The sequence below is a fragment of the Pseudomonas lini genome (assembly GCF_030812475.1).
Taxonomy (GTDB): domain Bacteria; phylum Pseudomonadota; class Gammaproteobacteria; order Pseudomonadales; family Pseudomonadaceae; genus Aquipseudomonas; species Aquipseudomonas lini_A.
Genome location: NZ_JAUSSR010000011.1, coordinates 125,653 through 140,598, shown reverse-complemented (window position 1 = coordinate 140,598; position 14,946 = coordinate 125,653). Strand labels below are relative to the sequence as shown.

13 protein-coding genes are annotated in these 14,946 nt (G+C 60.8%); 9 read left to right on the top strand and 4 right to left on the bottom strand.

The features are described 5' to 3' along the window. The first annotated feature begins 1 nt into the window (after position 1). The 9 genes from murD (at position 2) to lpxC (ending at position 10,489) form a co-directional block, all read left to right on the top strand. The gene (gene murD / locus J2W17_RS21475; protein WP_307338929.1) at positions 2 to 1,348 is read left to right on the top strand and encodes a UDP-N-acetylmuramoyl-L-alanine--D-glutamate ligase; all 1,347 of its coding nucleotides are present in this window, start codon (positions 2 to 4) and stop codon (positions 1,346 to 1,348) included. Continuing rightward, the gene (gene ftsW, locus J2W17_RS21470) at positions 1,345 to 2,562 is read left to right on the top strand and encodes a putative lipid II flippase FtsW (protein ID WP_150797360.1); all 1,218 of its coding nucleotides are present in this window, start codon (positions 1,345 to 1,347) and stop codon (positions 2,560 to 2,562) included. Before murD ends, ftsW begins: the two co-directional genes overlap by 4 nt. Beyond that, positions 2,552 to 3,622, top strand: coding sequence for an undecaprenyldiphospho-muramoylpentapeptide beta-N-acetylglucosaminyltransferase (gene murG / locus J2W17_RS21465; protein ID WP_307338925.1), 1,071 nt, complete (start codon positions 2,552 to 2,554; stop codon positions 3,620 to 3,622). Before ftsW ends, murG begins: the two co-directional genes overlap by 11 nt. Then, positions 3,615 to 5,075, top strand: a complete 1,461-nt coding sequence (murC, locus tag J2W17_RS21460) for a UDP-N-acetylmuramate--L-alanine ligase (protein ID WP_064675979.1) — start codon at positions 3,615 to 3,617, stop codon at positions 5,073 to 5,075. Before murG ends, murC begins: the two co-directional genes overlap by 8 nt. After that, on the top strand, positions 5,072 to 6,052 hold the full coding sequence (locus tag J2W17_RS21455) for a D-alanine--D-alanine ligase (protein ID WP_307338920.1): 981 nt from the start codon (positions 5,072 to 5,074) through the stop codon (positions 6,050 to 6,052). The genes murC and J2W17_RS21455 overlap by 4 nt, the downstream gene beginning before the upstream one ends. 4 nt (positions 6,053 to 6,056) lie before the next feature. Next, complete coding sequence (locus tag J2W17_RS21450) at positions 6,057 to 6,926, top strand: cell division protein FtsQ/DivIB (protein ID WP_307338917.1); 870 nt, start codon at positions 6,057 to 6,059, stop codon at positions 6,924 to 6,926. 14 nt (positions 6,927 to 6,940) lie between these two features. Beyond that, positions 6,941 to 8,200, top strand: coding sequence for a cell division protein FtsA (ftsA, locus tag J2W17_RS21445; RefSeq protein ID WP_033061341.1), 1,260 nt, complete (start codon positions 6,941 to 6,943; stop codon positions 8,198 to 8,200). A gap of 71 nt (positions 8,201 to 8,271) precedes the next feature. Next, positions 8,272 to 9,465, top strand: coding sequence for a cell division protein FtsZ (gene ftsZ / locus J2W17_RS21440; protein ID WP_307338913.1), 1,194 nt, complete (start codon positions 8,272 to 8,274; stop codon positions 9,463 to 9,465). Between the two features lie 112 nt (positions 9,466 to 9,577). Next, on the top strand, positions 9,578 to 10,489 hold the full coding sequence (gene lpxC / locus J2W17_RS21435) for a UDP-3-O-acyl-N-acetylglucosamine deacetylase (RefSeq protein WP_064675983.1): 912 nt from the start codon (positions 9,578 to 9,580) through the stop codon (positions 10,487 to 10,489). A gap of 174 nt (positions 10,490 to 10,663) precedes the next feature. Here lpxC and J2W17_RS21430 read toward each other — a convergent pair whose 3' ends face one another. From J2W17_RS21430 to J2W17_RS21415, 4 genes are all read right to left on the bottom strand, one after another. Continuing rightward, on the bottom strand, positions 10,664 to 12,160 hold the full coding sequence (locus J2W17_RS21430) for a sensor domain-containing diguanylate cyclase (protein ID WP_307338906.1): 1,497 nt from the start codon (positions 12,158 to 12,160) through the stop codon (positions 10,664 to 10,666). A gap of 309 nt (positions 12,161 to 12,469) precedes the next feature. Next, complete coding sequence (locus J2W17_RS21425) at positions 12,470 to 12,694, bottom strand: hypothetical protein (protein ID WP_307338903.1); 225 nt, start codon at positions 12,692 to 12,694, stop codon at positions 12,470 to 12,472. A gap of 211 nt (positions 12,695 to 12,905) precedes the next feature. Continuing rightward, on the bottom strand, positions 12,906 to 14,270 hold the full coding sequence (locus tag J2W17_RS21420) for a heavy metal sensor histidine kinase (RefSeq protein WP_307338900.1): 1,365 nt from the start codon (positions 14,268 to 14,270) through the stop codon (positions 12,906 to 12,908). Next, a complete protein-coding gene (locus tag J2W17_RS21415) occupies positions 14,260 to 14,937 on the bottom strand; it encodes a heavy metal response regulator transcription factor (RefSeq protein ID WP_307338896.1) in 678 nt (225 codons plus the stop codon). Before J2W17_RS21415 ends, J2W17_RS21420 begins: the two co-directional genes overlap by 11 nt. Positions 14,938 to 14,946: the final 9 nt, after the last annotated feature.

Below are 14,946 nucleotides of genomic sequence, written 5' to 3'. Positions count from 1 at the left end.
AGTGTCTCTGATCGCTTCTGACCACTTCCGCATCGTTGTCGGCCTCGGCAAGAGCGGCATGTCCCTGGTTCGCTTCCTGGCGAACCGGGGCACGTCGTTTGCCGTCGCCGATACGCGGGAAAATCCACCGGAACTGGCCACGCTCAAGCGTGACTATCCGCACGTGGAAGTGCGTTGTGGCGAGCTGGACGTCGAATTCCTGTGCCGCGCCGACGAGCTCTACGTGAGCCCCGGCCTGGCGCTGGCGACCCCGGCCCTGCAGGCTGCCGCCGCCCGTGGCGTGAAATTGTCCGGCGATATCGAGTTGTTCGCGCGTAACGCGAAGGCGCCGATTGTCGCCATCAGCGGTTCCAACGCGAAAAGCACCGTCACCACCCTGGTCGGCGAGATGGCCGCAGCGGCGGGCAAGCGTGTCGCTGTCGGGGGCAACCTCGGCACGCCGGCGCTGGACTTGCTCAGCGACGATGTCGAGCTGTACGTGATGGAGCTGTCGAGCTTCCAGCTGGAAACCACTGACCACCTCGGCGCTGAAGTGGCGACCGTGCTCAATGTCAGCGAAGACCACATGGACCGCTACAGCGGTCTGCCGGCCTATCACCTGGCCAAGCACCGGATTTTCCGTGGTGCCAGGCAGTTCGTGGTCAACCGTCAGGATGCCCTGAGCCGTCCGTTGATAGGCGAGGGCCAGCCATGCTGGACCTTCGGCTTGAGCAAGCCCGATTTCAAGGCGTTCGGTATTCGCGAAGAAGATGGCGAGAAGTACTTGGCCTTCGAGTTCCAGAACCTGATGCCGGTGCGCGAGTTGAAAATCCGCGGCGCGCATAACCAGTCCAACGCCCTGGCGGCATTGGCGCTGGGCCATGCCGTCGGCCTGCCGTTCGAGGCCATGCTCGCGAGCCTGCGCACCTTTGCCGGGCTTGAGCATCGCTGCCAATGGGTCCGCGACCTGGACGGCGTGAGCTACTACAACGATTCCAAAGCCACCAACGTCGGCGCCGCACTGGCCGCCATCGAAGGCCTGGGAGCGGACATAGACGGCAAACTCGTGCTGATCGCCGGTGGCGACGGCAAGGGTGCCGAGTTCAAGGACCTGCGGGATCCGGTTGCGGTCAACTGCCGCGCGGTCATTTTGCTCGGCCGTGACGCCGACAAGATCGCGGAAGCCATTGGCGATGCCGTGCCGCTGATTCGCGTGGGTTCGCTAGTCGAAGCCGTGGAACAATGCCGCGCCATTGCAGAACAGGGCGACGCGGTGCTGTTGTCGCCGGCCTGCGCCAGTTTCGACATGTTCAAGAACTATGAAGACCGTGGTCACCAGTTCGTCCGCGCCGTGGAGGATCTGGCATGAGCCTGAGAAACATCATCAAGCCGTATCCATCGCCGATCATCACCGGGCGCGGTATCGACCTCGACTTTCCCATGCTAGCCGGTTGCCTGGCGCTGCTCGGCCTGGGGCTGGTCATGATCACTTCCGCATCGTCGGAAGTGGCCGCGGTGCAATCGGGCAACACCCTGTACCACATGATCCGCCACCTGATTTACCTGGTGCTCGGCCTGGGGGCGTGCGTCGTCACCATGATGATTCCGATCGCCACCTGGCAACGTCTCGGCTGGTTGATGCTGCTTGGCGCCTTCGGGTTGCTGGTGATGGTGATCATCCCGGGGATCGGCCGTGAGGTAAACGGGTCCATGCGCTGGATCGGTTTCAGTTTCTTCAACGTTCAGCCATCGGAAATCGCCAAGGTATTCGTCGTCATTTACCTCGCCGGTTACCTCGTGCGTCGCCAGAAAGAAGTGCGCGAAAGCTGGATGGGGTTCTTCAAGCCCTTCATCGTGCTGCTGCCGATGGCCGGGCTGCTGCTGATGGAGCCGGACTTCGGTGCCACCGTGGTCATGATGGGCGCTGCGGCCGCGATGCTGTTCCTCGGCGGGGTCGGGTTGTTCCGCTTCACCTTGATGGTGGCGCTGGCCGTCGGGGCGGTGACCGTCCTGGTGCAGGCGCAACCCTACCGGATGGCGCGTCTGATTACCTTTACCGACCCCTGGGCCGACCAGTTCGGTTCCGGCTACCAGTTGACCCAGGCGTTGATCGCCTTCGGTCGTGGCGAGTGGCTGGGCGTCGGCCTGGGCAATAGCGTGCAGAAGCAGTTCTACCTGCCGGAAGCTCACACTGACTTCGTGTTCTCGGTCCTGGCCGAAGAGCTCGGCATGGTGGGTTCCCTGTGCACTGTCGGCCTGTTCGTGTTCGTGTGCGTGCGTGGCATGTACATCGGTTTGTGGGCCGAAAAAGCCAAGCAGTATTTCGCGGCGTATGTGGCCTACGGCCTGTCGTTCCTGTGGATCGGTCAGTTCCTGATCAACATCGGGGTGAACGTCGGCCTGCTGCCGACCAAGGGCCTCACCCTGCCGTTCCTCAGTTATGGCGGTAGTTCGCTGGTGATCTGCTGTGCCTGTCTGGGCTTGTTGCTGCGCATCGAGTGGGAGAGTCGAACCCACCTGGGCAGTGAAGAGATGGAGTTCCAGGAGAGCGACTTCGCCGAGGAGCCGACCCATGGGCGCTAACGTCTTGATCATGGCGGGCGGCACCGGTGGCCACGTGTTCCCGGCGCTGGCCTGTGCCCGCGAGTTCCAGGCCCGGGGTTACACCGTACATTGGCTCGGGACCCCGCGCGGCATCGAGAATGAGTTGGTGCCGCTGGCCGGTATCGAACTGCACCGGATCAACGCCAGCGGTGTGCGGGGCAAGGGCAAGCTGTCCCTGCTTCAGGCGCCGTTCATGGTGCTCAAGTCCATTTGGCAGGCACGGGCGATCATTCGCCAGCTGCGGCCGGTGTGTGTGGTCGGCTTTGGTGGATTTGTGACCGGCCCTGGCGGTGTCGCAGCCAAACTGGCCGGCGTGCCGGTAATCGTTCACGAGCAGAACGCCGTGGCGGGTACCGCCAATCGGTTGCTGGTGCCGTTGGCCGCCCGGGTCTGTGAAGCGTTCCCCGACACCTTTACCCTGTCGGGCAGCCGTCGGACCACCGGTAACCCGGTGCGCACCGAACTGTTCCTCGATACACCGCGACCCGCCCTGGCAGGTCGCAAGGCGCGTTTGCTGATCCTGGGCGGAAGCCTGGGCGCAGAACCGTTGAACAAATTGCTGCCTGAAGCCCTGTCGCAAGTCGCCCCCGACCTGCGTCCGGACGTGTTTCATCAAGCCGGCAAAAACCACGATGAAGTGACCGCAGAGCGCTATCGCGCGGCTGGCGTCGAGGCGCAAGTGCAGGCCTTCATCAAAGACATGGCCCAAGCCTATGGCTGGGCCGACCTGGTGGTGTGCCGCGCAGGCGCGCTGACCATCAGTGAACTGGCTGCCGCCGGTCTGCCCTCGATGCTGGTGCCATTGCCCCATGCGATCGACGATCACCAGACCCGCAACGCCGATTATTTGGCCCGTGAAGGCGCTGCCTTCCTGATGCCACAAAGAACGACTGGCGCAGCGGATCTTGCCGCACGCCTGACAGAGGTCCTGATGCAACCACAACGACTCGCCGACATGGCAACCGCCGCCCGCCGCCTGGCCAAACCCGATGCCACCCGAAACGTGGTCGATACCTGCCTGGAGGTGGCCCATGGTTGAGAATCAGAAAGCCATGCCACATCCGGAAATGCGCCGCATCCGTCGCATCCATTTCGTCGGTATCGGCGGCGTGGGCATGTGCGGTATTGCCGAAGTGCTGCTGAACCTGGGTTATCAAGTGTCCGGTTCCGACCTGAAGGCCTCGCCGGTGACCGAGCGTCTCGAGTCCTTTGGCGCCCAGATCTTTATCGGCCACCGTGCCGAGAACGCCGCGACCGCCGATGTACTGGTCACCTCCAGTGCCGTGAACACCTCCAACCCGGAAGTCGCCACCGCCCTGGAACGCCGGATTCCGGTGGTGCCGCGGGCAGAAATGCTCGCCGAACTGATGCGTTATCGCCACGGCATCGCCGTCGCCGGTACCCACGGTAAAACCACCACCACCAGCCTGATCGCTTCGGTGTTCGCCGCCGGTGGCCTGGACCCGACGTTCGTGATCGGTGGTCGTCTGAATGCAGCGGGCACCAATGCCCAGCTCGGCACCAGCCGCTACCTGATCGCCGAAGCCGATGAAAGCGACGCCAGTTTCCTGCACTTGCAGCCGCTGGTGGCCGTGGTCACCAACATCGACGCCGATCACATGGCGACCTACGACGGTGACTTCAACAAGCTGAAGAAAACCTTCGTCGAATTCCTGCACAACCTGCCGTTCTACGGTCTGGCGGTAGTGTGCCTGGACGATCCGGTGGTGCGCGAAATCCTGCCATTGGTCAAGCGTCCGACCGTCACTTATGGCTTTGACGACGACGCCGACGTGCGCGCGATCAATGTGCGCCAGCAAGGCATGCAGACCTTCTTCACCGTGCTGCGCCCGGACCGTGAACCGCTGGATGTCTCGGTGAACATGCCGGGCAACCACAACGTGCTCAACTCACTGGCCACCATCTGCATCGCCACTGACGAGGGCGTCAGCGACGAAGCCATCGTCCAGGGCCTGTCGGGGTTCCAGGGCGTCGGTCGCCGCTTCCAGGTCTATGGCGAACTGCCGGTGGAAGGCGGCAACGTGATGCTGGTCGACGACTACGGACACCACCCGACCGAAGTGGCCGCGGTGATCAAGGCCGTGCGCGGTGGCTGGCCGGAGCGTCGCCTGGTGATGGTTTACCAGCCGCACCGCTACAGCCGTACCCGCGACCTGTACGACGATTTCGTCAATGTACTGGCCGATGCCAACGTCCTGCTGCTGATGGAAGTCTATCCCGCCGGCGAAGAGCCGATCCCCGGGGCTGACAGCCGCAAGCTGTGCAACAGCATCCGCCAGCGCGGTCAGCTCGACCCGATCTACATCGAGCGTGGCGTCGATCTGGCGCCGCTGGTCAAGCCGCTGCTGCGTGCCGGCGACATTCTGCTGTGCCAGGGCGCCGGCGATATCGGCGGTCTCGCACCGAAGTTGTTGAAGAGTCCGTTGTTCGCTGGTGCCGTTGCCGCGCCGAGCGTGGGGAAGTTGAAATGACTGCTGCTTACGCCAACCTCGTCTCCACTGTCGCGCCGAAAGACTTCGGCCGGGTCGCCGTGCTGTTCGGCGGCAAGAGTGCCGAGCGTGAAGTGTCCCTGAAGTCGGGTAACGCGGTGCTCGACGCGCTGCTCAGCGCCGGTGTAGACGCGTTCGGTCTCGACGTCGGCGATGATTTGCTGCAGCGCCTGATGAACGAAAAGATCGACCGCGCCTTCATCATCCTCCACGGTCGTGGCGGTGAAGACGGCAGCATGCAGGGCCTGCTCGAATGCCTGGGCATCCCATACACGGGCAGCGGCATCCTGGCCTCGGCGCTGGCGATGGACAAGCTGCGCACCAAACAGGTCTGGCACAGCCTGGGCATTCCGACGCCACGCCATGCAGTGCTGAGCTGCGAGGCCGATTGTATTTCGGCAGCGACGGAACTGGGCTTCCCTTTGATCGTCAAACCGGCCCATGAAGGTTCAAGTATCGGCATGGCCAAAGTGACTGGCGCGTCTGAATTGATCGACGCGTGGAAAGCGGCCAGTACCTACGATTCGCAAGTGTTGGTCGAGCAATGGATACAAGGTCCGGAGTTCACCATCGCCACCCTGCGTGACCAGGTGTTGCCCCCGATTGCCCTGGGCACGACCCACAGTTTCTACGACTACGACGCCAAGTACGTGGCATCCGATACCCAGTACCGGATCCCCTGCGGTCTCGACAGCAGCAAGGAACAAGAACTCATGGACCTCACGGCCAAAGCCTGTGAGGCGCTGGGTATCGCCGGTTGGGGCAGGGCAGACGTGATGCAGGACGCCGACGGCCAGTTCTGGTTCCTTGAAGTCAATACAGCACCGGGCATGACCGATCACAGTCTGGTGCCGATGGCGGCCCGTGCCGCCGGCCTGGATTTCCAGCAACTGGTATTGGCGATTCTGGCGGCAAGCGTTGCCGGTAACGCCGCCAGTCACAACGAGCCGCGAGGTTAAGACCATGCAAGGCGCCCAGCTCAGACATCAGCCTCCCGCACCGACCGGCCGCAAGCCGGTGCCGCGGGGTGCCAGCCGAATGGTGGCCAAAGAGCCGATGTCCGCGCGCCTGCCGAAAGCCAATTTTGCTTTCATCAAAAGCCTGTTCTGGCCGGTGCTGCTGGTAGCGCTGGGGTTCGGCACCTACGAAGGCACGCAACGTTTGCTGCCATACGCCGACCGGCCGATCAGCAAGATCGCGGTGCAGGGCGACCTGAGCTACATCAGCCAGCAAGCGGTGCAGCAGCGGATCGCCCCGTTCGTGGCGGCGAGCTTCTTCACCATCGACCTGGCGGGCATGCGCACCGAGCTGGAGCAGATGCCATGGATTGCCCACGCGGAAGTACGCAGGGTGTGGCCGGATCAAGTGGTGATCCGCCTGGAAGAACAACTGCCGGTGGCCCGTTGGGGCGACGAATCGCTGTTGAACAACCAGGGGCAGGCGTTCACCCCGCGTGAACTGGCGAACTACGAACACTTGCCACAGCTGTTCGGCCCACAACGGGCTCAACAGAAAGTAATGCAGCAATACCAGGTGCTGAGCCAGATGCTCAGGCCGTTGGGCTTCTCGATTGCACGGCTGGAGTTGCGTGATCGAGGCAGCTGGTTCCTGACCACCGGCGCAGGCAGCGCGGGTCCGGGAATCGAACTGCTGCTGGGACGCGGCAACCAGGTGGAAAAGATGCGCCGATTCATTGCCATCTATGACAAGACGCTCAAAGAACAGATTACGAACATTGCGCGCATCGATCTGCGCTACGCCAACGGCCTCGCTGTTGGCTGGCGGGAACCGGTAGCGCCTACGACAGCCCAACCCGCTGTCGCGAAGAATTAAGAGAGGCAGGACCCATGGCAAACGTGCAAAGCGGCAAAATGATCGTCGGTCTCGATATCGGCACCTCCAAGGTGGTGGCGCTGGTCGGCGAGGTCTCGGACGACGGCACGCTGGAAATCGTCGGCATCGGTACCCATCCGTCCCGTGGCCTGAAAAAAGGCGTGGTGGTGAACATCGAGTCCACCGTGCAGTCGATCCAGCGCGCGATCGAAGAAGCGCAGCTGATGGCCGGTTGCCGGATCCACTCGGCGTTCGTTGGCGTAGCGGGCAATCACATCCGCAGCCTGAACTCCCACGGCATCGTGGCGATTCGCGATCGCGAGGTCAGCTCAGCCGACCTCGAGCGTGTACTCGACGCCGCCCAGGCCGTGGCGATCCCGGCTGACCAGCGCGTGCTGCACACCCTGCCGCAGGATTATGTGATCGATAACCAGGAAGGCGTGCGTGAACCGCTGGGCATGTCCGGCGTACGCCTGGAAGCCAAGGTCCACGTGGTGACCTGCGCCGTCAACGCTGCACAGAACATTGAAAAATGCGTGCGTCGCTGCGGCCTGGAAATCGACGACATCATTCTCGAGCAGTTGGCGTCGGCCTATTCGGTCCTGACCGACGACGAGAAAGAGCTGGGCGTGTGCCTGGTGGACATCGGCGGCGGCACCACCGACATCGCGATCTTCACCGAAGGCGCGATCCGTCACACCGCGGTGATTCCGATCGCGGGCGACCAGGTGACCAACGACATCGCCATGGCGTTGCGCACCCCGACCCAGTACGCCGAAGAAATCAAGATTCGCTACGCCTGCGCCCTGGCCAAGCTGGCCGGTGCCGGTGAAACCATCAAGGTGCCAAGCGTCGGCGACCGTCCGCCGCGGGAGTTGTCCCGCCAGGCCCTTGCCGAAGTGGTCGAGCCGCGTTACGACGAACTGTTCACGCTGATCCAGGCCGAACTGCGTCGTAGCGGCTACGAAGACCTGATCCCGGCCGGCATTGTGCTGACCGGTGGCACCTCGAAGATGGAAGGCGCAGTCGAACTGGCTGAAGAGATCTTCCACATGCCGGTCCGCCTGGGCGTGCCCCATGGCGTCAAGGGCCTGGATGACGTGGTCCGCAACCCGATCTACTCCACTGGCGTGGGCCTGTTGATGTATGGCCTGCAAAAGCAGTCCGACGGGATTTCGTTCTCGGGCATCAGCAGCCGCGACAGCTACAGCAATGAAGAACCGAAAGTCGCCTTGCTCGATCGCTTCAAGAGCTGGGTCCAGGGCAACTTCTAAAGATTTACCGCAGCACCGTTGTAGATACAGGCAGTAGGCGAAAAAACTAGAGAATGTAAAGGAGAGGGAAAATGTTCGAACTCGTAGACAACATCCCCGCAAGCCCGGTTATTAAAGTTATCGGTGTTGGCGGAGGCGGCGGCAACGCCGTCAACCACATGGTCAAGAGCAACATTGAAGGCGTTGAATTCATCTGCGCCAACACTGATGCCCAGGCGCTGAAAAGCATCGGCGCGCGGACCATCCTGCAATTGGGCACCGGCGTGACCAAAGGTCTCGGTGCTGGCGCCAACCCTGAAGTAGGTCGTCAGGCCGCTCTCGAAGACCGTGAGCGCATTGCCGAAGTCCTGCAGGGCACCAACATGGTGTTCATCACCACTGGCATGGGCGGCGGTACCGGTACCGGTGCTGCGCCGATCATTGCTGAAGTGGCCAAGGAAATGGGGATCCTCACCGTTGCGGTGGTGACCCGTCCGTTCCCGTTCGAAGGCCGCAAGCGCATGCAGATCGCCGACGAAGGTATCCGTCTGCTGTCTGAAAGCGTCGACTCGTTGATCACCATTCCCAACGAGAAGCTGCTGACCATCCTCGGTAAAGACGCCAGCCTCTTGTCGGCTTTCGCCAAGGCTGACGATGTACTGGCCGGTGCCGTTCGCGGTATTTCCGACATCATCAAGCGTCCGGGCATGATCAACGTCGACTTTGCCGACGTACGTACCGTGATGAGCGAAATGGGCATGGCGATGATGGGCACTGGCTGCGCCAGTGGTCCGAACCGTGCACGCGAGGCCACCGAAGCGGCCATTCGCAACCCGTTGCTTGAAGACGTCAACCTGCAAGGCGCACGCGGCATCCTGGTGAACATCACCGCCGGTCCTGACCTGTCCCTGGGTGAGTACTCCGACGTGGGTAGCATCATCGAAGCCTTCGCTTCCGAGCACGCGATGGTCAAGGTCGGTACCGTTATCGATCCGGACATGCGCGACGAGCTGCACGTGACTGTGGTTGCCACAGGTCTGGGCGCGAAAATCGAGAAACCTGTGAAGATTATCGATAATACCGTGCACACCTCCATGGCTTCCCAGCCGCAACAACAAGCCCCTGCACGCCAGGAACAGCCAGCGGTAAACTACCGTGACCTGGACCGTCCGACCGTCATGCGCAACCAGGCTCAGGCCGGTGCTGCGGCTGCCGCGAAGATGAATCCGCAAGACGACCTGGACTACCTGGACATTCCGGCTTTCCTGCGTCGTCAGGCCGATTGATGGAATGTATCAGGGCTATGAAGGTGATTGGTGTTCAGCAAAGGCGTGGTCTGCTATTATCGCCAGCCTTTGTTGATACCAGTTCGCAATTTGCGCTGAAGCGGCCCAAGCCATGATTAAACAACGCACACTGAAAAATATTATCCGTGCCACAGGTGTAGGCCTGCACTCCGGGGAGAAGGTATACCTGACCCTCAAGCCAGCGCCTGTCGATACCGGCATTGTGTTTTGTCGTGCCGACCTCGACCCTGTGGTGCAGATTCCTGCACGCGCGGAAAACGTTGGTGAAACCACGATGTCGACCACGCTGGTCAGTGGTGACACCAAGGTGGATACGGTGGAGCACTTGCTCTCGGCCATGGCTGGCCTGGGCATCGATAACGCCTACGTCGAGCTCTCCGCGTCCGAAGTTCCGATCATGGATGGTAGCGCTGGACCTTTCGTATTCCTGATTCAGTCGGCGGGCCTGGAAGAACAGGACGCCGCAAAGAAATTCATCCGCATCCTGCGCGAAGTGACAGTGGAAGACGGCGACAAGCGCGCCACTTTCGTCCCTTTCGAAGGCTTCAAGGTGAGTTTCGAGATCGATTTCGATCACCCGGTTTTCCGTGACCGCACACAAAGTGCAAGCGTGGATTTTTCCAGCACTTCGTTCGTAAAAGAAGTCAGCCGCGCCCGTACCTTTGGTTTCATGAGTGACATCGAGTATCTGCGCAAGCACAACCTCGCACTCGGCGGCAGCGTTGAAAACGCTATTGTGGTCGACGCCGATGGTGTACTGAACGAAGACGGCCTTCGTTATGAAGACGAATTCGTCAAGCACAAGATCCTCGATGCAATTGGTGACCTCTACCTGTTGGGCAATAGCCTGATTGGTGAGTTCAAGGGCTTCAAGTCCGGACATGCGTTGAACAACCAGCTGCTGCGCAAGTTGATTGAGCAGACAGATGCCTGGGAAGTCGTGACTTTCGAAGACGCCAGCACTGCACCGATCTCTTACATGCGCCCAGTTGCGGCCGTGTAAGCAAAAAACCTCTCTAGTTTTTCAAGGCTGCCTTCGGGTGGCCTTTTTTTATGCCCCGAATTGGCGGTGTCTGGAAGGGCCTCATCGCGAGCAAGCTCGCTCCCACAGGGGAATGCATTTCAAATGTGGGAGCGAGCTTGCTCGCGATGGGGCCGGTCGCCACAGCATTATTTCTCAGCCGGTAGCGACGACCCGATTACGCCCACTTTCCTTGGCCTGATACAGCGCCTTGTCAGCGGCAAACAGCAATTGCTCCAGGCTGATGTCGCTTTTCGTGGTCCAGGTGCTGATCCCGATACTGACAGTCATCGGCGACTCTGCATCCGTCCTCAACGGCAACTGCTCGACCGCGCAACGGATGTTTTCGGCTATCTGCTTCGCACCCCTGATATCGGTTTCGGCGAGAATCACCGAAAACTCCTCGCCACCATAACGAGCGACCAGATCAGCCGGCCGTCGCACATGGGTGCTGATGACCTTTGCCAGTGACCGCAACGCATCATCGCCACCCTGATGTCCGTGGCGATCGTTGAAGTCCTTGAAATGGTCGGCATCGATCATCAACAGCGACAGAGGCATGCCCGAGCGTTGGGCACGAAACCATTCATGGCGCAGGACCTGATCCAGCGTTCGGCGGTTGGCCAGGCCGGTCAACGCATCTGTGGCGGCCAGTAGCGCCAGTTCCTGCTCGGCGTTATGTCGCAGGCGCAATTCCCGGCTGAACAACCAGGTCAGCCAGAGCAGGCTGACGCACAGGGCGAGGGTCGCCAGGCTGACCACCAGCGCCGTGCGCTTCCACGACGCATAGACTTCGTCGCTGGACAGGGCAACGATGACGATCAACGGCAAGTCGCCCACCTTGGAAAACGTGTACAGGCGTTCATCCTGGTAGAGGCTTGAAGTGCCGGTGAAGCTGCCGTTTCCTTCTTTGACGATGCGCTGGAAGTTGGGGCGGTTGCTGAAGTCCTTGCCGATCAGCTCCTCGGCCGGACGCGGTTGCAGGGCCAGGAGAATACCGTCCTTGCTGATCAGGGTGATGGTACTGTCGCGACCGATGTTCAAGCTGTTAAACAACTGATCGAAGTAGTTCAACCGCATGGCGGCTTCGGCCACGCCGAGGAATTCGCCTTGGGGGCCACTGATACGGCGGCTGAAACTGATACGCCATTCATTGTCTGCCTCTGCAAACCTGAACGGGCGGCTGATGAACATCCGCGGTGTCTGATCATTCACATGGGACTGGAAGTATTCACGGTTGGCAAAGTTGCCCTTTCTGGGCTGCACCGAGGCCGAATCGGCAATCACGTCGCCCTGGTTATCGAGCAATAAAATTTCGCCTTTGTAGGGCGCAGCCGTGGCGCGGTCGAACAAGGCCAGGTGACGGATGAGCGGGGATACGGATTTGAGGTCTTCACGCTGCGAGGCGGCAATCAAACCCAACAACGACAGATCGTAGAGTTGTATGTTGCGCAGGACGTCGGCGTCGATCAATTGCACGATATTGCTCGCCGCGCGAGTGGCCGACAACTCTGCGTTGGCGCGTTCACGGATCAGCAGGAAGGCGACCATGCTCAATATGGCAATCACCAACAACAAACTGCCGAGGGTCAGAAGCCGTTCCGGTCGTGTCGAACGGATCGGGTGGTGAGGTATCGCACGGCGCACACTCATGGTTCTGACTTCTACTGATAAGGCGATAAGAAATTGCTGGTACAAGCGTCGGGGAAGTGCGCCGGAGACCGATAGCGTTTACATCGCCTGTATAAATCCCAAGTAAAAAAAAGACCAGCAAAACATGCTGGCCTTTTTTGTAGTCTGAGTCAGGAAAAGGTAAACGGATCGTCGCTGATCACTCGGTTATCGTTGCAGCAACCGTAACGAACGGCGAAAAAAAAGCCGCTGATGTCAGCGGCTTGAAGACAACGTTTCACAGGTAAGAGCCAATGAAAGTGTCGAGGGAAACAGAGTGTTTTCCAACGGTCAGCTGTCTTTCTCCAGACCGGTCCGGGCCCGATTGGTCGACGCCTGAGGGGTTTGCGCGGCATCCTGAGCCTTGGCCGTCATTTCGCTCTGATACTCTTCGAACGCTGCAGCACGTGCATCGTTGTGCGCGGCGAAAGTCTGCGACTCTTCAGCCATGGCGACCGGAGACAGGAATAACGAGGACAAAACGAAAGCGCTGGCAATACCCATGGTGTTGGACATCTTTAAAACCTTCTTGCTTGGCAAGTGCTGTTTGGTGCGGCAAAGATAAGGCGCAATGAGGCGGGGAAAAAGAGCGGATTCATGAAAGGACTGTTGCGCAAAATACAAGGATCGCATCTGTAGGAGCCGGCTTGCTGGCGAAGGCGTCCTCATGGGCGGTGCAAGGCTCGAGGGCCTCTTCGCTGGCAAGCCAGCTCCTACAGGGGGGGCGTCAGACCGGGAGGTGAATGCCGAAAATATTCATGCCGTGATCGCTTCGCACAAACACATCCCCGCCATGCATCAGTGCAATCGCCTTGACGATCGCCAGGCCCAGGCCGTGGTTGTTGCCACTGTTGCTGCGCGAAGCATCGACCCGATAGAAACGCTCGAACAGTCGCGGCAGATGCTCGCTGGCAATCGGCGATCCCGGGTTCGCGACGCCGATGCTGACTTGATGCGCCTCGGCCTCGATCCGCACCTGGATCACTTGCCCGGGTTCGGTGTGCTGCACAGCATTGTTCAGCAGGTTGATCAATGCCCGACGCAGATGCGCTATTTCGATCCGCACCTGGGCGTCGCCACTGACCTGGACCTGGACCTGGGCGTCTTCGAGGATGAAATCCAGGTATTCCAGGGTGGTTGCCACTTCGTCCGCCAGGGAGGTGGACGTCAGCTTGGTGGCCTTGCTGCCTTGGTCTGCACTGGCGAGAAACAGCATGTCATTGATGATCGACCGCAGCCGTTCAAGCTCTTCGAGGTTCGATTGCAGCACTTCGAAGTAGTGTTCGGCGGAACGGCCCCGGGTCAGTGCCACCTGGGTCTGGCCGATCAGGTTGGTCAGCGGCGAGCGCAGTTCGTGGGCGACGTCGGCGTTGAACGATTCCAGGCGCGAGTAGGCCTGTTCGACCCGTTCGAGGGTGGAGTTGAACGAGTTGACGAACTGATTGAGCTCCGGCGGCAGTGAAGCCAGTCGCAACCGCCCGGAACGCAAAGGCGGGGCCAGGCGCTGGGCTTCCTGAGACAGTTTGATCAGTGGCTTGAGGCCGATCCGCGCCACCCAATAACCGAGTGCCGAAGCCAGTAAGACACCTATGATTGCCAGGCTGATCAGGGCGATCAACAAGTGGTGCTGGGTTTGTAAAAACGTTTCGGTGTCGATGCCGATCATGAAACGCAGTGGCGGTCGCTGGTCCTTGGCCGGAAACTGGCTGACCAGCACTTTCAACGGATAAGGCTGATCCGGCAGTTTCAGGTCGCGCATGCCCAGAGGCCCTTGGGCAAAGGCGCGAATCTGCGGCGTCAGGTGGCCGTATTCGTATTGGGGGTTGCCGCTGATGATCCAGAAACTGATGCGCTTGTCTTCTTCACCGAGCAGCTTGAGCTTGTTGTTGATCTTGACCCAATGCTCCGGCGTGCCGTAACGCCCGACGGTGGATTCGAGCACGCTGTAGCGCGCATCCAGCTCGGCTTCGGGCAGCAGGCCCAGGCCTTTATCGACCTGCTGGTACAAGGCCCAGCCGATCAACAGAAACACCAACAGCGCCACCAGCGTAAACATCCCGCTCAAGCGCAGGGCAATGCTGTTACTGGACACCACGGCTCTCCAGCACATAACCCATGCCACGGATGGTGTGCAGCAGTTTCTCTTCGAACGGCCCGTCGAGCTTGGCCCGCAAGCGTTTGATCGCGACTTCGACCACGTTGGCGTCGCTGTCGAAATTGATGTCCCAGACCATCTCGGCGATGGCGGTTTTCGAGAGGATTTCACCTTGTCGGCGGGCCAGCACGCTCAGCAGCGAGAACTCCTTGGCCGTCAGGTCCAGGCGCATGCCGGCGCGGGTGGCCTTGCGGCTGATCAAGTCGATCCACAGGTCGGCGATGCTGACTTGCACCGGCTCGTGGCCGCCGCTGCGGCGGGTCAGGGCTTGCAGGCGCGCCACCAGCTCCAGGAAGGAGAACGGTTTGCCGAGGTAATCGTCGGCGCCGTCGCGCAGGCCTTTGATGCGGTCTTCCACGCGCTCCCGGGCGGTGAGCATGATCACCGGGGTTTGCTTGCGCGCACGCAACGCGCGCAGTACGCCGAAGCCGTCGAGGCCCGGCAGCATGACGTCGAGGACGATCACCGCGTAGTCGCTTTCCAGCGCCATGTGCAAGCCGCCGACGCCGTCGCGCGCCAAGTCAACGGTGTAACCCTGCTCCGTCAGGCCGCGATGCAGATAGTCCGCGGTTTTTTCCTCGTCTTCGATAATCAGAACGCGCATGACCCCGCC

Bases quoted from the DNA above. Each gene is read 5' to 3' on its own strand.
- ftsW (WP_150797360.1), top strand. From the start codon at position 1,345: ATGAGCCTGAGAAACATCATCAAGCCGTATCCATCGCCGATCATCACC.
- murG (WP_307338925.1), top strand. From the start codon at position 2,552: ATGGGCGCTAACGTCTTGATCATGGCGGGCGGCACCGGTGGCCACGTG.
- murC (WP_064675979.1), top strand. From the start codon at position 3,615: ATGGTTGAGAATCAGAAAGCCATGCCACATCCGGAAATGCGCCGCATC.
- J2W17_RS21455 (WP_307338920.1), top strand. From the start codon at position 5,072: ATGACTGCTGCTTACGCCAACCTCGTCTCCACTGTCGCGCCGAAAGAC.
- J2W17_RS21450 (WP_307338917.1), top strand. From the start codon at position 6,057: ATGCAAGGCGCCCAGCTCAGACATCAGCCTCCCGCACCGACCGGCCGC.
- ftsA (WP_033061341.1), top strand. From the start codon at position 6,941: ATGGCAAACGTGCAAAGCGGCAAAATGATCGTCGGTCTCGATATCGGC.
- ftsZ (WP_307338913.1), top strand. From the start codon at position 8,272: ATGTTCGAACTCGTAGACAACATCCCCGCAAGCCCGGTTATTAAAGTT.
- lpxC (WP_064675983.1), top strand. From the start codon at position 9,578: ATGATTAAACAACGCACACTGAAAAATATTATCCGTGCCACAGGTGTA.
- J2W17_RS21430 (WP_307338906.1), bottom strand. From the start codon at position 12,160: ATGAGTGTGCGCCGTGCGATACCTCACCACCCGATCCGTTCGACACGA.
- J2W17_RS21425 (WP_307338903.1), bottom strand. From the start codon at position 12,694: ATGTCCAACACCATGGGTATTGCCAGCGCTTTCGTTTTGTCCTCGTTA.
- J2W17_RS21415 (WP_307338896.1), bottom strand. From the start codon at position 14,937: ATGCGCGTTCTGATTATCGAAGACGAGGAAAAAACCGCGGACTATCTG.